Genomic DNA, 20915 nt, shown 5'->3' on the forward strand with positions numbered 1-20915 from the left:
CTCCCCTGGGTCCTGTCCGGACCCGACCCGTCATGATCACACAGGTGTGCGAGGGGCCGAGCCGCCCCTCGCGACGGCGCGCGAGCCGGGGTGGGGAGGGCCGCACCGACCGGGCGGCTGGTCAGGCGGCTCGTTTCAGGCGGTACGGGTCAGCCGCCACACGTTGTCCACCCGGGTTCCGGACCTGCCGTCGGGCGAGGACAGGGCGCGCTCCACACCCTCCAGGGTGTCCACCCGCCAGGGGTGCGACAGGTCGAGCATCGCGAGCACGCCTTCGAGCGTGGGGAAATCGGCGTCGAACGGGTACTCGTGCTCCTCCATCCAGGAGGGCCACGCGGCGTGCATCGCGATGAGGAGGGTGCCGCCCGGCGCGACCGCTTCGGCGGCCGACCTGAGCACGCCCTCCTGGTCCAGGGCGACGGGCGACTGGAGGAACTGGGCGCTCACCAGACCGAACTCGCCCTTGGGGAAGGTCACTCCGAGTTCGTGCCGCTCGAAGGCCACGCGGTCGGCGAGACCCGCCTCGGCGGCGTGGGCCGCCGCCCGCTCGAGGGCGGTGGCGGAGATGTCCACGCCGGTCACCCGCCATCCGCGCGAGGCCAGCCACAGCACGTCACCTCCCTCACCGCAGCCCAGGTCCAGGGCGGTGCCCGGCTCCAGGCCGGCCGCCTCACGGACGAGGAGCGGGTTCGGGTCGCCGCTCCAGACGCGGGCGCTGGTGCTGTAGCGCTCTTCCCAGAACTCCGTCGGATCGGTGGGCTGCGAGGTCGGCATGAAGGCTCCTTCGGGATGGTCGCGCAGTGCCGGCGGCACCTGGGCCCAGAGTCGCCAAGGCGCGGAAAAACGTCAAACATGCTTGCCGATTCGGCAACTACGCGGCGGGGCCCGGGGCGTGCCCGCTTCCGTTCCGCTCGCGCGGAACCGTAGGATCACCTGGTCATCACCGCGACGGGAGACAGGAAGCCGGTGCGAATCCGGCACGGTCCCGCCACTGTGACCGGGGAGTGCACCCGTCGAGACGCCACTGAGCGCACGCGTGGGAAGGCTGGGGTGTACGCCGATCCGGGAGTCAGGAAACTGGCCTGTCGCGGGCCCGATCCGAGGAGCGCGGACTCCCCAGGAGGCTTTTCTTGTACCCCAGCACGTCCCGCGTGCCCGGCACGCCCCTCATCTCCGGGGCGCCTCGTACGCCCGGCACATGCCCCACCCCGCGCCGGCGTCCGGCCGCCCGTCCGCGACGCCGCTCCGTGCGCGCCGCGGCCCTGGCCCTCGCCCTGTCGGGAGTCCTGCTCACCGGCTGCGGCACCTCGCCGTCCACGGCCTCCGGCCCGAAGGGCCCCGCACCGGCCGCCAAGGGCTTCCCCGTCACCGTCGACAACTGCGGTACGCGCACCACGTACGACAAGCCACCCTCCCGGGTGGTGACGATCCACCAGCACCCCGCGGAGCTGATGCTGGCCCTCGGGCTGAAGAACCGGATGGTCGGCACGGCGTTCCCCGACTCGGACGTCCTGCCCGCTTTCCGGAAGGACTTCGCGGCGATCCCGGAACTGGCCAGGAAGGAGCCGTCGTTCGAGTCCGTCCTCGACGCGGAACCGGACTTCGTCTACGGCGGCTACGCCAGCGCGTTCTCCGAGAACGAGGGACGCTCGCGGAAGGCGTTCGCCGACGCCGGCATCGACACCTATCTCAACCGCGAGTACTGCGGGAAGAAGAAGGTGTCGATGACGGACACGTACGACGAGATCCGCGCGATCGGCTCGCTCTTCGGCGTTCCGGAGCGCGCCGACGCGCTGGTGGCCGACCTCCGGGGCCGCGTCGCGAAGACGACGGAGGCCGTCGAGGGCGCGCCCTCCGTCCCCGTCTTCGTGTACGACAGCGGCGACAAGTCCGCGTTCACCGCGGGGGGCAAGAGCCTCGGCACCGAGGTCATCCGGCTCGCCGGAGGCGCCAACGTCTTCGCCGACCTGGACGACGTCTTCGGTGACGTCTCCTGGGAACAGGTCGTCGCCCGCAAGCCGGAGGTCATCGCCATCTACGACTACGCGGGGGCGGACAGCGTCGAGCGGAAGAAGGAGTTCCTGCTGTCACAGCCGGCCCTCGCCGAGGTGCCGGCGGTACGGAACAAGCGCTTCGTGGTGCTGCCGCTGACCGCGACCCTGGTCGGGGTCCGCGCGCCGTACGCGGTGGAGGACCTCGCCCGCGGGCTGCATCCCGAGCGCTTCCGGTGACGGCCCCGGCCGACGCCGTGTCCGCCGCCGATTCCGTCCCCGTCTCCCCCGGCGCCCCCGCCCGGCCCGCGGATCCAGGCGCCCCGGGCGCCTCCGCGCGGGGCACGGCCCCGCACCGGGGGGCCGGGGCCCGCCGCCGCGCCTTCCCGGTCGCCCTCGCCGTCCTGGCGGTCGTGCTCCTGGCGTCGATGACGGCCGGCATGGCCGTCGGCTCGGTGCACGTGCCTCCCGGCCAGGTCTGGGGCATCGTGACGCACGCCCTCTTCGCCGACTGGTCGGAGCCCACCTGGTCGTCGGCGCGCGAGACCATCGTGCTCGACGTGCGGGCCCCGCGCGTGCTGCTGGGGGCGGTGACGGGCGCCGGGCTCGCGGTGGTGGGAACCGCCATGCAGGCCCTCGTGCGCAATCCCCTCGCGGAGCCGTACCTCCTGGGGGTGTCCTCGGGCGCCTCGCTGGGCGCCGTCGCGGTGATCGTCTTCGGGGTGAGCCTCTTCGGACCGGTCTCCCTGTCGGCCGCCGCGTTCGCCGGCGCCCTGCTGACCCTCCTGCTCGTGTACACCACGGCCCGGTCCGGCGGCCGGATCACCTCGGTGCGCCTGGTGCTGTCGGGGGTGGCGTTCGCCTCCGTCCTCACGGCGGTCATGGACGTCCTGCTGCTGACCAGCGACCGGGGCAACGAGGCACGGGCCGTCCTCGCCTGGACCCTCGGGGGGCTGGGCGGTGTCCAGTGGGGCACCCTGTGGCTGCCGGGCGCCGCGCTCGCGCTGGGCATCGCGGTCCTGCTGACGCGGGCCCGTTCGCTGAACCTGCTGCTGGCGGGTGAGGAGGCGGCCGCGACGATGGGACTCGACGTGGCCCGGTTCCGGGCCCGCACATTCGTGCTGCTCTCGCTGGTCACCGGGGTCCTGGTGGCGGCCGCCGGGCCGATCGGGTTCGTGGGGCTGATGATGCCGCACACCGTGCGGCTCTTCGTCGGCGGCGACCACCGCCGGGTGCTGCCGACGGCAGCCCTGGGCGGAGCCGTGTTCCTGGTCTGGGCGGACATCGCGGCGCGGACGATCGCGGCGCCGATGGAGATTCCCGTCGGTGTCCTCACGGCGCTGTGCGGGGGCCCGTTCTTCCTGTGGCTCATGCGCCGGGACGCCCGGCGCACGGCCGACCGGGGAGCGCCGTGACGGCGGCCGAACTCGTCGTCGAGGGCGTCACGCTCGCGGCGGGGGCGCGCCGGCTCGTACGGGACGTCTCGCTGACCGCCCGGCCCGGCGAGGTGATCGGCCTCGTCGGGCCCAACGGCAGTGGCAAGTCCAGCCTCCTGCGGGCCGTCTACCGCGTGCTGCGCCCGGAGGGCGGGAGCGTGCGGGTGGACGGCACGGAGGTCCGGTCGATGCCGGTCCGGCGGCTCGCCCGAACGCTGGCCGCCGTGGTGCAGGAGAGCGGTGCGGACTTCGACCTGACCGTGCGGGACGTGGTCTCCATGGGACGCACGCCGCACAAGCGGCTCTTCGACGGCGACACCGGGGAGGACGCCCGGATCGTCGGGTCGGCGCTGGAATCGGTGGACGCCGCCGAACTGGCCGACCGCTCCTTCGACCGGCTGTCCGGCGGCGAACGCCAGCGCGTGCTCATCGCCCGCGCACTGGCCCAGCAGCCCGCCCTGCTGGTCATGGACGAGCCGACCAACCACCTGGACATCCGCCACCAGCTGGAGGTGCTGGGTCTCGTGCGCCGGCTCCCGGCCACGGTCCTGGTCGCCCTCCACGACCTGAACCTCGCCGCCTTCTACTGCGACCGCCTCTACGTCCTGCGTGAGGGAGCGGTCACCGCCACGGGCACGCCCGCGGAGGTGCTCACCCCGGACCTGCTGCGGCGGGTGTACGGGGTGACGGCCGAGGTCACCGTCCACCCGCGCACGGGAGCGCCGCAGGTGACCTTCCTGCCCGGGGAGGCCGACCTGCCCGCCCCTGCGTCGGAGCGGCGCTGAGCAGGGCGTCGCCGTCCCGTGGGCGATCCGCAGCGCCACGACCGCCGCCGCACCCGCCGCGGCTCCGCACCCGGGGCGCCGGGCGTGCGTCCCGGCCGACGCCGGGACGCACGGCACCCCGGGCCGGTCAGGTGAGCTTGAAGAAGAGTGTGTCCTGGGTGTACCAGTCGACGTTCTTCGTGGCCGTCTGCCACTCGTCGTGCTCGAAGTCCAGCTTCTCTATCAGTTCCCGGACGTCGTAGCGGAAGTCCGGGTCCATCCGGTCCAGGACCGAGCGGTAGGCGTCGGCGGCCGCCTTGGTCTTCGCCAGCGGCAGGTGCCCGATGGCGGGGTATCCGTCCATCGCGTACGGAAGGAAGGGGAACTCGTCGGGCAGCCCGCCGTAGAGGTACCCGTGGGGCAGGAGGTCGGCGGGCACGCCGAGTCGGCGCATCTCGTCGTCCACCAGGCCGAAGAACGTCGAGGGCTTGGAGTAGGTGCCCAGGTGGGAGGGGTCGGAGGCGTTGCGGTCGATGATGTGCTGCATCGCCGCGTGGTAGGCGTTGCCCGCGCAGTCCGCGTCCGAGTTCGTGTGCCCGGCGAGGAGGTGGTCGAGGGCGTCGGGGATGGACAGCCCCCAGTCGACGCCCTGGGCGTCGAGGGAATCCTGGTGTGCCCGGGCGTAGGTGCGGATGCCGTCGAGGACGCGGGACTGGTCCGCCGTGAGATCGCCGTTGCTGCCCAGGAAGGCGAGGACGTGGGCCTTGTCGGCGGTGGAGTACGCGATGTTGTGACTCATGATCACCATCGTGCCAACCCGCACTGACATCCGGACCCCGCGGAGTGTCCGGAAGGTATCCGCCCCCGCTCTTCGGGCGGAGTCCGCAGCCCGGGCGAGGCGTTCCGGACACGGCCCGGAGCGGCGGTGTCACCGCCGCGGCCGAGCACGGCCGTTGTCGGCCCGTCAGACCCACCCGGCCGTCGATCATACGAAGAGCCGACCCTCGAACGAATGATCAGGCCGTTCGGGATTGACGCTCCGTACAAGATCTCGACACCTCCTTCTCCGTAGCCTCACAGGATCGAGGCGTGATCACGGTCTGCGGGGTAACCGGAGCTTGATGCGCCACCGTCCCGGGGTGGCGCCCCCGACGCTGGAGCCCCCCATGCCCGAGACCGGTTCGCCCGTTCCGCCGCCCAGCCGTGAGATCAAGTGGAAGGCGACGGCCCACCTGGTCGCCGAGTCCTGCCGCGTCCCCCTTCCGACCACCGTCCGCTACCGCTCCCGCTCGCCCTTCACCCTCCAGCTCACCCTGCACACCCCCACGGGCGACGTGGTGTGGAACCTGGAGCGGGACATGCTCTTCACCGGTACCGACAAGCCCACCGGCATCGGCGAGGTGCACATCCGCCCCGCCCCCTACGACCAGGTCGTGCTACGCCTGGGCGCACCCTCCGCCTGCGCCCTCATCACCTTCGAACGCGGTCACGTGCTGCGCTGGTTGAGCACCTCGTACACCCTCGTGCCGGCCGGCACCGAGAGCGATCACATCGACTGGAAGCCGTTCCTCGACGTCCTCGCCGGGTGAAGGGCGGCCGCGCCCTCGCCGCCTGGGACGGCGCCTGGGCAGAGGGCCGGGTGACCACCTTGACGGGGAGGACGGGGGGGGCGCCGAGGCTGTCCGGGGCGGACCTCACGGTCGAGTCCATGACCCGCCACGGGGAGCCCTCCTTCCGATCGGCCCTCGGCCCGCCGGGAGCCGAGCAGTACGTCGTGGCCGACGGCGCTCCAGCCGTGGGCCGGCGCACGGGCGACGTCTCCGCTGCCGAGCAGTCCTCTTCGCATACGGCGAGGCTGACCAGCTGACCACCGCCGTGGCGCGGTGAATCGGTCCGAGGGACCGGCCCGCTCTGCCCCCGAGAACGCAGGCCGCTCGTCCCGGGCCAGCCGGCCGGCCCTCCCGTCCCCTGCCTCCCACCCGCCCGATCGCCCCCTCCGGGCCTTCCCCCCGCCCGACCGCTCATCTCCGGCCACTCGATTCCGGCCGGGAGGACGCGAAGGCTCAAGAGAACCTCTGAAGGTTATGAAGGTTTCCTTCCGCGGGGAGACGGGCGTGGGGTGATCCGCAAATCTGTCTGCCGTACGAACTGACGTGGCACAGACAAGATGTGGGAGGGATTGTGCCCAACAGACCCCCGATGGCGAGGACACGCAGATCGACCCGGCAGCGGTTACGCCTGATAGCCGGCGCGGTCGCCGCCGTCCTGGCCGCCGAGACGGCCGTGGTCGTCGCCACCACCGGCCAGGCCGTCGCCTTGAGTTCGCAGCAGCCCACCGCGCGCCCCGCCGCGGCGGCCGCGCAGGGCCCCGCCGCGGCCCAGGACGAGGCGTCCGCCCGGCTGATGGCTCGGTTGCAGAAGCGCAGGATCGAGGTCCTCTCGGCGCGCACCGAGACCTCGGCGACCTACGTGCTGCCCGACGGTCAGATGCAGACGGCCGTCTACGCCGCGCCGGTCCGCGTCAAGCGCGGCGACACCTGGCAGGACATCGACACCACGCTCGCGGACGCCGGCGCCGACCTGAAGCCCCGGACCACGACGGCGGACATCGCCGTCTCCGACGGCGGCGACACCAAGCTCGCCTCCGTCGGCCGCAGCGGACGCAGCTTCGCGATGGGCTGGGAGAAGAACCTGCCCGCGCCGAAGCTGAAGGGGGACACCGCCGCGTACGACCTGGGCGGCGGCCAGACGCTGAGCGTCACCGCGCTGCCCCAGGGCTTCTCGCAGAACGTCCACCTGGCCAAGGCGCCCACGGCGCCCGTCACGTACCGCATCCCCGTCGAGGCCAGGGGACTGAAGCTGTCCCAGGCGGCCAGCGGGCGGCTGCTGCTCAAGGACCCCGCGGGCAAGCTGGTCGCCGAGGCGCCCGCTCCGATGATGTGGGACTCCTCCAAGGACCCGCGCTCGGGAGAGTCCAAGCACCTGGCCAAGGTGCCGGTGAGGATCGAGACGGCGAAGGACGGGAAGCAGACCCTCGTCCTGACTCCCGACCCGGCGTACTTCGCCAAGGACCTGACCTACCCGGTCACGGTCGACCCGACCTCGACGCTCGCCGCCTCCACCGACACCTGGGTCGCCACCAACTTCCCCGACTCCCAGGTGTCGTCGCCCGAACTGAAGTCGGGCACGTACGACGGCGGCACCACCAAGGCGCGCGCCTACCTGAAGTTCGACGTCTCGGCCTTCAAGGGCAAGCGCGTCAACGACACCAACCTGGGCCTCTACTCGTACTACGCGTCGACCTGCCAGACCACCGGGTCCGGCACCCAGGTGCGGCGCGTCACCGGTGCCTGGGACTCCTCGGCGATCACCTGGGGCGCGCAGCCCGCGACGACCGACGCCGGGGCGGTCACCAGCACCGCCGCGAAGGGCTACAACACCAGCTGCCCGGCCGGCACCGTCGACTTCGACATCGACGCGATCGTGCAGGCGTGGGCCGACGGCCAGCCCAACCACGGTCTGCAGATCCGGGGCACCAGCGAGACCGACTCGCTGACCTGGCGGCGGTTCCGCTCGGCGAACTACGTCAGCGGTGACCACGCGCAGGAGCCGCACCTGACGGTCACCTACGACTCGTTCCCGGGTTCGCCGACCGCTTCCGCGATCTCGCCGTCCGCCGTCAACGCCTACAACGGCATCCGGTACGTGACGTCGCTGACCCCGACCCTGTCCGCCAAGGTCACCGACCCCGACGGCGCCACGGTCCGGGCCCAGTTCGAGATCACCCCGGACCCGGCCTACAACGACACGACGTACACCTACACCGGTACGAGCGCCGCCGTGGCCTCCGGTTCGAACGCGACGCTGACGATACCGACGGCGAACAAGCTGCCGTCGGGGCCGAAACTGCGCTACCGCGTGCGCGGGTACGACGGGACGTTCTACGGCCCGTGGAGCGCGTACATGCCGTTCGGCGTCAACACCGCCAAGCCGGCCGCGCCCGCGATCAGCTGCCAGACGTACGACAAGGACACCTGGACCGGGCGGGCGAGCGGACCGGTCACCTGCACCCTGGACACGGCCACCGCCGACGGCCAGGGCTACTCCTGGGGTCTGGACGACGCCAATCTGCCGAACCGCGTGGACGACACCGTCGACGGCACCGGCGGCGACCCGCTGACCATCTCCGTCGACCCGGCGGACGGCTGGCACACCCTGCGGGCGAAGACCGTCGACTCCGGCGGCAACCTCTCCGCCGACGTCACCAGCTACAGCTTCGGGGTCGGCGCGGACGGCGCCGCCGTCATCGCCCCCTCCGACGGCGACGACACGGCCCGGCGCATCGCCCTGCAGGCCAAGGGCAAGGCCGAGTACACCGGAGTGACGTACCAGTACCGCCGCGGTGAGACCGACGCCTGGAAGGCCGTGCCGGCCGCCCAGGTCACCACGGCCACCGGCGGGGCCGTCAGCTGGCCCGCCCAGGTCACCTCCGGCACCGCGCCTCCGCTGGTGTGGGACGCGGCGACCTCGCTGGCCGAGGACGGCGTGCTGGAGCTGCGTGCGGTGTTCGACGCCGGCACGGCCACCACGTACAACTCACAGGTCGTCGAGGTCACGCTCGACCGGCAGGCGGGCAACGCCCCGAGCCTGGAGGTCGGCCCCGGCGCGGTCAACGCCCAGACCGGTGACTTCACGTACAGCGACACCGACGCGGAGGTCTTCGGCCTCTCCGTCGAGCGCTCGCTCTCCTCGCGACGGCCGGTGGCGCAGGACGTCCAGGAGGGCCAGGCCGGGATCTTCGGTCCCAACTGGTCCTCGGGCGTCAGCGCCGAGGACGCGGGAACCGACTGGACGGTGCTGCGCAGGACGTCGGCCACCTCGGTCGAGGCCCTGGACTCCACCGGTGTCGCCACCGCCTTCACCGCGACCAGCGGCGGCGGCTGGAAGGCCGAGTCGGGCTCCGAGGACCTGACCCTGACGGGCTCGCTGACCGGGACGTTCACCCTGAAGGACACCAGCGGCACGGTGAGCGTCTTCCGCAAGGTCGACTCCGCCGCGGCCTCCTGGACCCTGGCCACCACCGCCCTGTCGGTCGACGACTCGACCACGACCGTGGTGTCCGAGAAGGTCACGGTCGGGGGCGCCGTCCAGTCCCGTCCCAAGTACCTGGTCGGCGCCACCTCGGCGGTCGACGCGGCCACCTGCCAGGCGACGCCCGCCACGAACGGCTGCCGCGTCCTGGAGTACGTCTACGCGTCCTCCACCACGGCGACGGCGACCGCCTTCGGCTCCTACGCCGGGCAGGTCTCCCAGATCCGGCTGTGGGCCGCCTCCCCCGGCGCCGGCGCGGCGACGGCCGAGACCCTCGCCCAGTACGCGTACGACGCCTCCGGGCGGCTGCGCGAGGTGTGGGACCCGCGGACCAGCCCCGTGCTGAAGACGGCCTACGGCTATGACAGCGCGGGCCGGGTCACGACGATCACCGAGCCCGGCGAGCTGCCGTGGACGCTGACGTACGGCAAGGCGGGCACCGCGGTCACGGCCGGCGAGGGCATGCTCCTGTCCGCGTCGCGGCCGACCCTGAAGCAGGGCAGCGCCACCGAGACCGACGGCGGCAAGGCCGTCACCACGGTCGTCTACCAGGTGCCGGTGTCCGGCGCGTCCGCCCCGTACCAGATGAACGCGGCCGCGGTCGCGGTCTGGGGCCAGAGCGACGCCCCGGTCGAGGCCACCGCCGTCTTCCCGGCGGACCAGGTCCCCGCGTCCAACGTCGGCACGTCGCTGGCCGCGAACGCGTACGGCCGGGCGACGATCGTGTACGCCGACGCGTCGGGCCGTGAGGTCAACACCGCCCAGCCGGGCGGCCACATCGACTCCGTCGACTACAACCAGTACGGCTCCGAGGAGCGGTCCCTGACCGCCGGCAACCGGGCCCTCGCGCTCGGCGCCACCGACGCGGCCAAGGCGGAGCTGACCCGGCTCGGCATCATCGACGCGACCGTCGCCGAGCGCGCCGAGCAGCTCTCCACCCGCACCGTGTACAGCGCGGACGGGCGCCGCGAGACCGAGGAGTCCGGCCCGCTGCACCTGGTCACCCTGGAGCGCGCCCTGACCGGGGGCACCGCCGAGGGGACGCTGCCCGCGGGCAGCGAGGTCCCGGCCCGCACCCACACCGTCAACACCTACGACGAGGGCCGGCCCGCCGACGCGGCGGTGCAGGACCTGGTGACCACCACAGTCACCGGTGCCGCCGTACCGGGGTACGCCACCGACGCCGACCGCCGCACGACGGCGACCGGCTACGACTGGGCCTCCGGCCAGCCGACGCGCAGCGTCGTCGACCCGGGCGGCCTGGCGATCACCACGACGACGGCGTACGACGCCGCCGGCCGCAAGACCCGGGAGACCTCGGGCCGTTCCGACGGCACCGACGCCCTGACCACGCTGACCGAGTACTGGTCCGCGACCGGCACCGGCACCTGCGCGGGCAAGCCCGCCTGGGCCGGTCTGGTGTGCCGCACCCGCCCGGCCGGGACGGTCACCGGCGGAGGCTCCCACCCGGCCGAACTGGCGACCAAGACCTTCGGCTACGACCGCTGGGGCAACGTCTCCTCGGTCGCCGAGACCGCCAACGGGGTCACCCGCACCACCACGATCACCACCGACACGGCGGGCCGGCAGATCAAGTCCGCCGTCACCGGCGGCACGGGCACCGCGCTGCCGGAGGCCACGACGGTCTACCACCAGCAGAACGGCGAGGTCGCCTCGCAGACCGCCGGCGGCGCCACCGTGTCCTACGGTTACGACGCGCTCGGCCGCCGGATCAGCACCACCGACGGCAGCGGAAACACCGTCACCACGGCGTACGACGCCCTGGACCGGCCGGTCCGGGTCTCCGACTCGGCGCCGTCCACCACCACCTACACCTACGACACGGCCGTCGAACCGCGCGGTCTGGCCACCCGCGTCACCGACTCGGTCGCCGGTGCCTTCTCCGGCACCTACGACGCGGACGGCGAACTCGCCACCGAGACGCTGCCCGGCGCCCTCACCCTGACCGTGGACCGGGACCCGGCGGGCAACACCACCGCCCGCAGGTACGCGTCCGCCGACGGCACGGCCCTGCTGTCCGACACCACCGGACACACCGCGCACGCACAGCAGGCCGGGCACAACCAGTCCGACGGCACGGCCACCGGCACCGCCTACACCTATGACGCGGCGGGCCGGCTCGTGACGGCGAAGGACACCGCGGACGCCCTGTGCACCCGCAGGTCCTACACGTTCGACGCCAACAGCAACCGCACCGGCCTGACCACGGCCGACTGCTCCGAAGGAGGGACGGCGAGCACCAGCGTCTCGCACACGTACGACAGCGCCGACCGGATCGTCGACGGCGGTTACGCCTACGACGCGTTCGGCCGCACCACCGCGACGCCGACCGGTGCCCAGCTCACGTACTACGCCAACGACCTCGTCCACAGCGAGACGGTCGGTGACCGCCGCCAGACGTGGAACCTCGACGCCACCGGCCGGCTGGCCGCGTGGACCGTGGAGGCCAAGGGCACGGACGGCACGTGGACGCGGACCGAGTCCAGGACGCACCACTACGGCACCGGGGACAACCCGACGTGGACCGCGGAGGACGCGCAGGGCACCGTCACCCGCTACGTCAACGGGCTCAGCGGCCAGTTGACCGCGACGACGGACAAGACCGGCGGGCTCGTCCTGCAACTGCTCAACCTCCACGGCGACGTCTCCGTCCAGCTCCCGGCGGACACCGCCAAGGCGCCCGTGGTGCTGCGCACCGACGAGTACGGCAACCCGACCGAGGGCGCGGCCGCCGCGCGCTACGGCTGGGTCGGCGGGCACCAGCGCTCCTCGGAGACGCTGAGCGGCTCCACTCTGATGGGTGTCCGCCTCTACTCGCCGGTCACCGGCCGCTTCCTGCAGGCCGACCCGGTTCCGGGCGGCTCGCTCAGTGCCTACGCGTACCCCGGCGACCCAGTGAACGCGCAGGACCTGGACGGCCAGCGCTGGAAGAAGAAGAAGGTCTGGAACGTCAAGAAGAAGAAGGCCAAGAAGCTGGCCCGTGCCCTCAAGGCGGGCGCGCGTCTGGTGTCGGCCTTCGGCCGGATCGGCCTGACGATGCCGGCCTTCTGGGCCAAGATCGCGGGCCTGGCCCTGGAGGGCATCGGCGGCGCGATGCGGTGGTTCGCCACCGAGATCCAGATCAAGAACGCGATGCCCAAGAGCAAGGGTGTCAAGATCACGGTCGGGATCTGGCAGCACAAGGGCTTCTGGTCCTGGGTGATGTACCCGAAGATCAAGGTCAACCGCTGGAAGAAGTAGCGGCTTGAGGGGAGGGGGCCGATCCGCGGCGACGCCGTGCGGCCCCCTCCCCGTATCTTTTCCCGGTCCCCCGACCGTTCCCCTGCCGCTCCGCTGTTCCGTTCGCCTATTCGTTCGCACGCCCGGCCCCCGCCGGGCCCCCGGAAGCGAGGACGTCTCCGTGATCGTGTTCCAGGCCGCCTTCCTCCTGCTCCTGGCCGCCCAGGCCGTGCTGGTCGTACGGCACGGCCGCGGCTGGCGGCTGGAGTCCGCCGTCACCGCCGGGTTCGCCCTGGCCTTCCTCGTCCTGCCGCCCGTCGACGGTCGGTCCCTCATGGAGACCGCGCTCCGGGTGTACGTGGCCGTGGGCATCGCCCCCCTCGCCGAGAAGGCGCTCCGCAAGGCCGGCACCCGGCGCAAGGATCTCGACGACCTCCGCTCCCCCCGATTCTGGGCGGCCGCTGCGCTCTGCGCCCTGCTGGCGGCGCTGGTGGCGCGCGTACCCGTCTAGGCGGCCGTGAGCAGCCGCTCACGGCGGAAGCGGTTGCTCGGCCCAGATCGTCTTGCCCGTCGCGGTGTAGCGCGTCCCCCACTGCTGGGTCATCTGCGCGATGAGGAAGAGCCCGCGGCCGCCCTCGTCCTCGCTGCCGGCGCGCCGCAGATGGGGCGAGGTGTGGCCGGTGTCGGAGACCTCGCAGATCAGGGTGCGGTCGCGGATGAGCCGTAGCTGGACGGGGCCGGAGGCGTAACGGATGGCGTTGGTGACGAGTTCGCTGACGACCAGTTCGGTGGTGAACAGGAGCTCGCCGTCGAGTCCCCACGCGTCGACCTGATCGGTGGCCAGGGCGCGGGCCCGGCCCACCACCGCGGGGTCGTCGGCGAGTTCCCAGGCGGCGACCTCCTGGCTGTCGAGGATCCGGGTGCGCACCAGGAGGAACGCCGCGTCGTCGCCGACCGGGCCGGGCAGCAGCGTGGCGACGATCCGGTCGCACAGGTCGTCGAGGGGCGGCGGCGGTTCCCCGGCAGGACCCCGGTGCCCGGCGAGGACGGCGTGCAGGGCGTCGAGTTCGGCGTCCCGGTCCCGCCCCCGGCCCTGGACCAGCCCGTCGGTGAACAGGGCGAGCACACTGCCTTCGGGAAGGGAGAACTCGGCGCTCTCGAAGGGCAGACCGCCCAGACCCAGGGGCGGCCCGGCGGGCAGGTCGGGCTGGGTGACGAGACCCGTGACGGAGTCGACGACGGACGGCAGCGGGTGCCCGGCACGGGCCATGCTGCACCGCCCGGTCACCGGGTCGTACACGGCGTACAGGCAGGTCACGCCGAGGGCCGCGTCGTCGGTCTCGGCCTCCACGGCGGCCTGCTCGTGGACGTCCTGGGTGATGAGTTCGTCGAGGCGGGTGAGGAGTTCGTCGGGCGGCAGGTCGAGCCGGGCGAGGGCGCGCACGCTGGTTCGGACGCGGCCCATGGTGGCGGCGGCCCGTACCCCGTGGCCGACCACGTCGCCGACGACCAGGCCGACACGGGTGCCGGACAGGGCGATCACGTCGTACCAGTCGCCGCCCACCCCGGCTCCGCTGTCCGCCGGCAGGTAGCGATGGGCGACGTCCACACCGGTCAGCCGGGGCAGGTGCCGGGGCAGCAGGCTGCGCTGGAGGGTGAGGGCGGCCGCGTGTTCGCGGGTGAAGCGGCGGGCGTTGTCGATGCTGACGGCGGCTCGGGCCACCAGTTCCTCGGCCACGAGCAGGTCACCGGCCTCGAAGGCGTCGGGGTGGCTGTCGCGGCGGAAGGTGACGACGCCGAGCGGGGCGGCCTCGGTGCCCAGCGGTACGGCGAGCCGCGTGTGCGTGCCGTCCGGGGCCGTCGAGCGTTCCAGGACGGAGACCCCGTCGGCCAGACTGCGGGCCTCGAGGGAGTCGGCCGCGTGCGTGACCGGCCGGGGCCGGCGCGCCTCGCCGTCCGCCGCCGCGCCGGGCGGACCCTCCCACACGCGCACGACACGCCTGGTGGAGGCCGTCCCCGGCGTCGGCTGCTCCCCCCTCATCACGACGTCGATGAGGTCGACCGTGACGCCGTCGGCGAACTGCGGGACCGCCACGGCCCAGAGTTCCTGCGCCGTACGGGTCATGTCCAGGGAGGTGCCGACGCGGGCGCCGGCCCGCACGAGCAGGTCCAGGCGCTGCTGGGCCAGGTAACGGTCGGTGATGTCGACCGTCTCCTCGCACACGCCCAGGGTGGTGCCGTTCGTGTCCTCGAGCCGGTAGTAGGAGCAGGACCAGACGTGGTCGTGCTCGGGATCCGCCGGCGGGCGGCCGCTGTAGTGGAGTTCGATCACGGGCTCGCCGGTGTCGAGCACCCCGCGCATGGTCTCTTCGAGGGTGGGCGGGTATCCCGCGGTGAGGATCTCGCCGTCGGTGACCATCTCGTCGGGGCCCAGACCGGCGTACTGCGCGTCGCCCATCTCGCGGTAGAGGGCGTGATTGGTCCACACGACCAGCAGGTCGGTGTCGTAGATGGCGAGGCCGACCGGCGACTGGGTCGCCAGGCCGCGGAGCATCGACTGGAGCGCCTCCCAGCGTTCCGTCTCGTCCGCGTCCGCCATGCAGAGCAGCCGGGCGGGCCCCGCCCCGGTGTGGGACAGCGGAAGGCTCGCGGTCGCCACCCGGACGATCCGGCCGTCCCGGTGGCGCATACGGATCAGCTCGTGCCGGGCCTCGGCGGCGTCCGGGTCCTCGGCGTCGGGGCCCCGGCCGGAGCGGTCGACGACGAGCGTGCGCAGGGGACGCCCCACCACCTCGTGCGGCGGGTGGCCGAGCAGCGCGCGGGCGGCCCGGCTCCAGCCGACGACCGTGCCGTCGGCGTCCAGGACGGCGGTCGCCGCCCTCGTCACGTCGAGGGGGCCGCGGAAGCCGGCGTCCTCGGCCGCGTACACCGCGCTCATGGCACCTGCCTTCCTGCGTACCCTCATAGTCGGTCGGCGGCCCTCGCCGCACAACCGCGCTCGGCCCGTACGGGCGGCGCGGGCCGGGGCGCCGACTGGTCCCGGCGACGGGATGGAGGCAGGCTGGTGATACGGGCGCCCGGGTGTGAACGGCGCGCCGCACGGAGCGCCTGCCCGGGCCGGGAAAGGCCGCCATCATGCGCATGTTGATGAAGGTCCAGATGGACACGCAGATCTCCAACGAGGCCATCAAGCAGGGCACCCTGCAGAAGATCATGGAGAAGGCGATGGAGGCGATACGCCCCGAGGCCGCCTACTTCACCACCGAGAACGGCAGTCGTACGGCGTACGTCTTCTTCGACCTGGCCGACTCCTCGCACATGCCGAAGACCGCCGAACCCTTCTTCATGGAACTCGGCGCGAAGGTCACGTACACCCCGGTCATGAACCGCGAGGACCTGGGCAAGGGCCTGGCCGCCCTCCAGGGCTGAGGCCGGGCCGAGGCGCCGCGCACGCCCATGGCGACCTCCTCACGCGAAACCCCTGGTCGTCCTCTCCCGGTATGCCGTCGCCGTCAGTACCGTGGTGACCGTACGAGAGTGAGGAGGCCTCCCATGAGCGCGCTGCCGCACCACACGCCGGACCCGGCGTACGCCAGCCCCTACCGGATCGAGGCGCACGAGGGCCCGCAGACGCTCGCCGAGCTGCGCGCCGCACTGGCCGTCATCGACTCCGCCGAGCTGACGGCCTTCAACGCCCGACTGGACGCGGCCCGCTTCGGCGCCGACCAGGCGGCCGTGATCACGGAAGCCCGCCATCTGGTCGCCCTGCGGACCCGGCCGGAGGTTCCCGCCGCGGTCCAGGCCTCCCTCGACGGAGCGACCGACCTCATGCACGTGGACGACCTGTGGGCCGAACTCGACAAGGGTGTCGCGTGACCCACTGGCACGTCCTGGTGCCCCGGCGGCTCTACACCGAGTTCGCGCACCTCTCCCCCGGCGGCCGCCGGGCCGTGCACGACGCCCTCGCTCTCCTGGCCGAGGACCCGCGGAGCCCGGCGTCGGCCGCGGAGCCGATCCGGACCGTGGAACTCCGCCGCCTCACCACCGAGCCGGCCACGGACACGGGCGCGACGGTCACGCTTCTCTACCGCGTCCACGAGCCGGAGGGCGAGAGACCGGGACGGGTGGAACTGATCTTCATGCTGGCCGGGCCCTGACCGGCCGTGGAGCGGGTCTCCAGCCGGCCCCTGGCCGTCCTCAGCGGCCGAGCCACCCCCGCAGCGCCCTGCTGACGGCCGGCATGGCCACGTACGTCATCAGGACGTTGAAGACGCACGCGATGACCGCGCTGCTGACCGCGAGCGGCAGCGCGGTCAGGCGGGGCACCAGGACATAGCCGCCCACGAGCGAGATAGGGTAGATCGCCAGCGTGGCGCTGACCGCCATCTTCCACCGCGGGGGCGCCGGCCGGGTCGAACCGGGCTTGGCGAACCAGGTCTCCATGCCGGTCAGTTGGCGCCGGGCTATCTCGGTGTGGTGGTGTCCTTCGCAGTCGGCGAACCACGCCGCCCGCTCCGGTGACTCCTGCCAGGCCCGGCAGGCCGCCGCGTCGCGGAAGCGATGGACCAGGAACCAGGGGGCGTCGTCGCCGGCCGAGCGGAACAGGCCGTGGCCGAGGTGGCCGGGGAACCTGGCCGCGCTGCCCAGGATGCCCTGCGCCCACCGCTCGAAGTCGGCCTCGTACCCGGGCTCCACCCGGCGCGCTATCAGCAGGGTCACCTCGCCGGTGTCGGCGGGCACGGTGGTGTGCTCAAGGCTCACCGCAGTCACTCGTACTCCTCGTGATCACGCCGCGCCGCCGCCCACTCTACGCCGCGCCGCCCCCGATCCGGGCCGGAGCTCTCGGCCGGGGCCTCCCGGCGGGCCGGAAAACCGGGTGGTCCGCGGGGCCCGACGGCGGCTAGGTTCTCGGGGCGACTCCGCCCCGCCCCTGCTGCCGAAGGCATTCCGTGACCGTGATCCGCACCGCCCGTCCTGACGAACTCCCCGCGCTCCTGGAGCATCCCGGCGACGCCGAGCGCAACGCGGCGACCCGCGCCTACCTCGGCATGCTGCTCGACACCGGGTGCACCCGGCCCGAGTGGTGTCTGGTCGCGGAGGACGGCGCCGGCCGGCTGGTCGGCAGCGTGGTGCTGTGGACCCTGCCGGGCCAGGACGTCCCGTACGCCTGCGTCCTGTTCGAGGCTCCGGCCGACGAGCCGGAGACGGGTGCGGCGCTGCTGGAGGCGGCGGTCGCGAAGGCCCGCGCCTGCGGCGCGGACGAACTGGAGCACGTGGTCGACTCGCCCGCGCAGGCCCCGCAGTTCCAGCGCGACCCCGAGCGCAGGGGCGTACTCCTGCGGGAGTCCGGCTTCCGGGTGGTGCGCGACGGCCGGCGGTTCGCCCTGCGGGTCCCCGGCACGCTCCCGGCGGACGACGACCGGCTGACCTTCCGCAGCCTCGCCGACCTCGGCCCGGAACCCTTCGTCGACCTCCTGGCGGAGCTGCTCGCCGAGACCGCCGACGCCCGGCTGGGCGCTGACGTGAAGCGGTGGGGTGCCCGGCAGGCAGCCGCGCGGCTCTTCGAGGAGACTGCCGAGCTGCGGCACGAGCCCGCGTGGTGGGAGATCGGCTACGACGCGGACGGCAGTCCGGCCGTGATCAGCCTGCCGGCGGAGAACCCGAGCGTCGCCGTGATCGGGTTCGTCGGTGTCGCGCCCGCGCACCGCGGCAAGGGGTACGCGGCCTCGGCGGTGGTACGCGGCACGAGGATCCTGGCGGCGAACGGCGCCGAGGAGATCCGTGGGGACTGCGACGCCGCGAACACCGCCATGGCGAAGGCGTTCACCAGGGCGGGGTACGAGAACTTCGCCGACCGCCTGGAGTTCAGCCGACCCCTCTGACCGGAGAGGGGCCGCTCCCGGGACGGCGGCCGTGGGGGCGGCCTGCGAAGGGGCCGCCGGCACGGACGGGTCAGGGGCGCCGGGCGGTGGGGCACACCGACCGGCGCCCGCCCCGCCCCACCGGCGGACCGTGCGCGGGCGGGGCGGAGCGGGGGAAGGCGTCGGGCTACCTCTGGGGGTAGCCGCCCCGTCCGATGTAGAGCGCGTCGGCCACCTGGCGTTCGGTGCCGGGAGCGGGCCCGTCGGTGAGACCGCTCTGGCGGGTCAGCTCCGCCCCGGTGAGCAGGGTCGTCGAGCCGCCGCCGTCGAGGTTGACGACGTCCATGGCCCCGAGCGTCATGAGCGGCACCGCGACCTCCGTGAGGAACCCGCCGTCGGGCGCGTACGTGTCACGGGGACCGGAGAGCGTCGCGATCAGCGTGCGCCCGTGGTCGTCCACGCCCAGCACCGTCCGGGTGTCGCGACAGAAGTCGGTCTTCACGTAGTCGGCGCTGGTGACCAGCGTCTTGCGCGCGCCCGTGACGTCGTAGAGCCGCCCGCAGGAGCCGTAGGCGTACTCCGACGGCCGGTCGACGCCGTAGTGGCTCGTGCCGGCGGTCACCATCCGGTCCCCGCCGGCGATGATGTCGACGGACTCGTCGAGCGGCAGCTCGCGAGGGACGCCGCCGCCGTCGAAGCTGTGGTCGACGACCTTCTGATCGATCGTCAGGACGGCGCCGGCCTGGTGCTGCCGGGACAGCCAGTCGGCCTGGTGGTCGCCGATGGCCTGGAGGATGTACTCGCCTTCGGGGACGGTGTGCCCGCCGCGCTCGGCCCAGCCCTCCACGATCCTGCCGGTGGCGTCCAGACGTACCTCGTAGCCCGCCTGGTCGTCTGCGGTGATCTTCTTGTTGACGTCCCGCTTCGGCGTCGGCATCTCGTACGTGTCGTCGAACAGCACGAACTCGGTCGGGTCCGTGTAGGCCGCGATGGACTTGCCGTAGGCGTCGGTGTACGGGCCGACCTTGCCGGCCTGGTCGTCGGCGTCGCGCGGGCAGGCCAGCGCCCCGCCCGGGTTGCGGTTGACGTCGTCGATCCGCTGGGTCTTCTCCCCGTACGGACTCTCCTTGGCCTCCTTGTCACCGCTGACCGTGATCACGGTCTCCAGCGGGGCGATGTAGGGGATGCCGTACTGGAGGACCACGCCCTGACGCGGATCGCTGGAGGAGGTGGTGCAGTTGGCGGAGGTCAGCTCGCCGTCGCGGGCGGAGATGCCGAAGGTCTGGATGGTCTCCGGGGTGACGCCCGGCGTGCCCTCGTTGGCGAAGTAGCTGCCGTTCGCGCCGGCGATCGGGAGGTCGGGGAGCTTCGCCAGCATCGTGCGGACGCTCTCCTCCTGCCCGCCCCTGAGACCGTGGGTGCTCTCGAGGCGCAGAGCGCCCTTCGCCGGGTCCATCCGGATGATGTTCAGCTCCCGCGGGGCGCCCGCGCGTATCGCGTTGGGCGCCGACTCTCTGTACCGGAAGTGCTCGACCCCGGGTGCGAGCGCCCGGTTCTCCAGCGCCGTCCAGTGCGCCAGGGCCGGTGCGCCCTCGGCCGTGGTCGCGGCGTTCTCGGCCGCGCTGGTGGCGCCCGGGACGGCCAGGACGAGACCGGCGGTCAGCGCGGTGGCCGCGGCCACCAGGGCACGGCGCGGGGAGCGGTGCGTGTGCGTGAGTGAGTGCGTCATGACGGGCAGACCGTGTCCTTCGGGGTGGCGAGGATCCTGTGTGACTGGAACGTTCCGTCGAAGGCGCCCTCGAGGCTGGTGGTGTCGCCCCGCACCACCTTGTACGCCTTGTCGCCCGTGGCGAACTGGCCGGTCCAGTCGGTCGCGTCGTAGAAGCAGACGGCCCTGCCCGTCCGGTTGCGGACGGAGTGGACGCCGGTCTCCCAACCACCCGAGTAGGCGCGGTAGTCGGTCGCGAGCTGGGTCATCTGACCGCGGCCGCCCGCCTCGCGGAAGAGGCAGAGCCTGCCCTCCTCGCACCGCTCGAAGCCGGTGAAGCAGCCGGCCTGGGACGGCGACAGCTTGTGGGAACTCACCATGGCTGCGAGCGTGCCGCCGCTGCCCGCGTTGGTGATCCGCGCAAGGTCGCCGCTCTGGTTCGGCTTGATGATCTGGACCGTGCCGCCGTACTGCGTGTTCTCGTACAGGCAGGCCCAGTAAGGGGTGTTGTTCGCCAGGGAGAGGGCCTTCTCGTTCCAGGCGCTGTCATAGGACGTGGCCTTGGCGGCCGCGTCGAGCGGGAGGCGCTGGGCGGTACCCGCCCCGCCCTCGCCGGTGTAGAGGCAGAAGGTCTGCTTGCCGCAGTCGTCGTACGCAGCGCTCGCCGGCAGGGCGAACAGCAGGGAACAGAGGACTGCGAGGGCTCCCACGAAGAGGGAGCCGCGCGCGATATGGGTGTTCACCGACCGAGGATAGGCCAGTGACCTGGAGTGACGTCATCCGATGTCCGGTCCCGGCGGCGTATCGGGCCGTACCCACGGCGC

17 protein-coding genes and 1 riboswitch are annotated in these 20915 nt (G+C 72.8%); of the genes, 11 read left to right on the forward strand and 6 right to left on the reverse strand.

The window, feature by feature from the left end; all coding sequences use genetic code 11:
- Positions 1–135: 135 nt before the first annotated feature.
- Positions 136–774 (reverse strand): methyltransferase domain-containing protein, encoded by a 639-nt coding sequence (locus tag AB0K65_RS27165; RefSeq protein ID WP_365720953.1) that lies wholly within the window; start codon positions 772–774, stop codon positions 136–138.
- Between the two features lie 143 nt (positions 775–917).
- Positions 918–1101, forward strand: a riboswitch (cobalamin riboswitch).
- Between the two features lie 146 nt (positions 1102–1247).
- Between AB0K65_RS27165 and AB0K65_RS27170 the strand changes: the two genes are divergently transcribed.
- The 3 genes from AB0K65_RS27170 to AB0K65_RS27180 are packed head-to-tail and all read left to right on the forward strand — an operon-like array spanning position 1248 to position 4212.
- Positions 1248–2231: an ABC transporter substrate-binding protein gene (locus AB0K65_RS27170; RefSeq protein ID WP_365721004.1), complete on the forward strand. Its 984-nt coding sequence runs from the start codon at positions 1248–1250 to the stop codon at positions 2229–2231.
- Between the two features lie 17 nt (positions 2232–2248).
- On the forward strand, positions 2249–3406 hold the full coding sequence (locus AB0K65_RS27175) for an iron ABC transporter permease (RefSeq protein ID WP_365720955.1): 1158 nt from the start codon (positions 2249–2251) through the stop codon (positions 3404–3406).
- The gene (locus tag AB0K65_RS27180; protein ID WP_365720957.1) at positions 3403–4212 is read left to right on the forward strand and encodes an ABC transporter ATP-binding protein; all 810 of its coding nucleotides are present in this window, start codon (positions 3403–3405) and stop codon (positions 4210–4212) included. Before AB0K65_RS27175 ends, AB0K65_RS27180 begins: the two co-directional genes overlap by 4 nt.
- Positions 4213–4339: 127 nt before the next feature.
- On the opposite strand, the gene AB0K65_RS27185 is transcribed toward AB0K65_RS27180, so the two are convergent.
- Entirely contained in the window at positions 4340–4990 is a 651-nt protein-coding gene (locus tag AB0K65_RS27185) for a hypothetical protein (RefSeq protein ID WP_365720959.1), read from the reverse strand.
- A gap of 367 nt (positions 4991–5357) precedes the next feature.
- On the opposite strand from AB0K65_RS27185, the gene AB0K65_RS27190 reads away from it, so the two are divergent.
- The 4 genes from AB0K65_RS27190 to AB0K65_RS27205 all read left to right on the forward strand — a co-directional run bounded on the left by AB0K65_RS27190 (position 5358) and on the right by AB0K65_RS27205 (position 13033).
- On the forward strand, positions 5358–5780 hold the full coding sequence (locus tag AB0K65_RS27190) for an SsgA family sporulation/cell division regulator (protein WP_365720961.1): 423 nt from the start codon (positions 5358–5360) through the stop codon (positions 5778–5780).
- A 119-nt stretch (positions 5781–5899) separates the two neighbouring features.
- Positions 5900–6058, forward strand: a complete 159-nt coding sequence (locus AB0K65_RS27195) for a hypothetical protein (protein ID WP_365720963.1) — start codon at positions 5900–5902, stop codon at positions 6056–6058.
- Positions 6059–6390: 332 nt separating this feature from the next.
- Positions 6391–12543 carry a DNRLRE domain-containing protein gene (locus AB0K65_RS27200; RefSeq protein ID WP_365720965.1) on the forward strand — a complete coding sequence of 2051 codons (6153 nt, stop codon included), beginning with the start codon at positions 6391–6393 and terminating at the stop codon, positions 12541–12543.
- 160 nt (positions 12544–12703) lie between these two features.
- Positions 12704–13033, forward strand: coding sequence for a hypothetical protein (locus tag AB0K65_RS27205; protein WP_365720967.1), 330 nt, complete (start codon positions 12704–12706; stop codon positions 13031–13033).
- A gap of 18 nt (positions 13034–13051) precedes the next feature.
- Here AB0K65_RS27205 and AB0K65_RS27210 read toward each other — a convergent pair whose 3' ends face one another.
- Positions 13052–15460, reverse strand: a complete 2409-nt coding sequence (locus AB0K65_RS27210; RefSeq protein ID WP_365720969.1) for a SpoIIE family protein phosphatase — start codon at positions 15458–15460, stop codon at positions 13052–13054.
- Between the two features lie 197 nt (positions 15461–15657).
- Between AB0K65_RS27210 and AB0K65_RS27215 the strand changes: the two genes are divergently transcribed.
- From AB0K65_RS27215 to AB0K65_RS27225, 3 genes are all read left to right on the forward strand, one after another.
- Positions 15658–15951, forward strand: coding sequence for a hypothetical protein (locus AB0K65_RS27215; protein ID WP_365720971.1), 294 nt, complete (start codon positions 15658–15660; stop codon positions 15949–15951).
- 123 nt (positions 15952–16074) lie between these two features.
- The gene (locus tag AB0K65_RS27220) at positions 16075–16398 is read left to right on the forward strand and encodes a hypothetical protein (RefSeq protein WP_365720973.1); all 324 of its coding nucleotides are present in this window, start codon (positions 16075–16077) and stop codon (positions 16396–16398) included.
- A complete protein-coding gene (locus AB0K65_RS27225) occupies positions 16395–16679 on the forward strand; it encodes a hypothetical protein (protein WP_365720975.1) in 285 nt (94 codons plus the stop codon). The genes AB0K65_RS27220 and AB0K65_RS27225 overlap by 4 nt, the downstream gene beginning before the upstream one ends.
- A 40-nt stretch (positions 16680–16719) precedes the next feature.
- Here AB0K65_RS27225 and AB0K65_RS27230 read toward each other — a convergent pair whose 3' ends face one another.
- A complete protein-coding gene (locus AB0K65_RS27230; protein WP_365720977.1) occupies positions 16720–17292 on the reverse strand; it encodes an antibiotic biosynthesis monooxygenase in 573 nt (190 codons plus the stop codon).
- Positions 17293–17471: 179 nt separating this feature from the next.
- On the opposite strand from AB0K65_RS27230, the gene AB0K65_RS27235 reads away from it, so the two are divergent.
- Positions 17472–18404, forward strand: coding sequence for a GNAT family N-acetyltransferase (locus AB0K65_RS27235; RefSeq protein WP_365720978.1), 933 nt, complete (start codon positions 17472–17474; stop codon positions 18402–18404).
- A 166-nt stretch (positions 18405–18570) separates the two neighbouring features.
- Here AB0K65_RS27235 and AB0K65_RS27240 read toward each other — a convergent pair whose 3' ends face one another.
- Together AB0K65_RS27240 and AB0K65_RS27245 are read right to left on the reverse strand one after the other, a co-directional pair.
- Positions 18571–20112, reverse strand: coding sequence for a phosphodiester glycosidase family protein (locus AB0K65_RS27240; protein WP_365720980.1), 1542 nt, complete (start codon positions 20110–20112; stop codon positions 18571–18573).
- A complete protein-coding gene (locus AB0K65_RS27245) occupies positions 20109–20834 on the reverse strand; it encodes a peptidase inhibitor family I36 protein (RefSeq protein ID WP_365720982.1) in 726 nt (241 codons plus the stop codon). The genes AB0K65_RS27240 and AB0K65_RS27245 overlap by 4 nt, the downstream gene beginning before the upstream one ends.
- Positions 20835–20915: the final 81 nt, after the last annotated feature.

It is taken from the genome of Streptomyces sp. NPDC053755 (genome assembly GCF_040677675.1).
GTDB lineage: Bacteria > Actinomycetota > Actinomycetes > Streptomycetales > Streptomycetaceae > Streptomyces.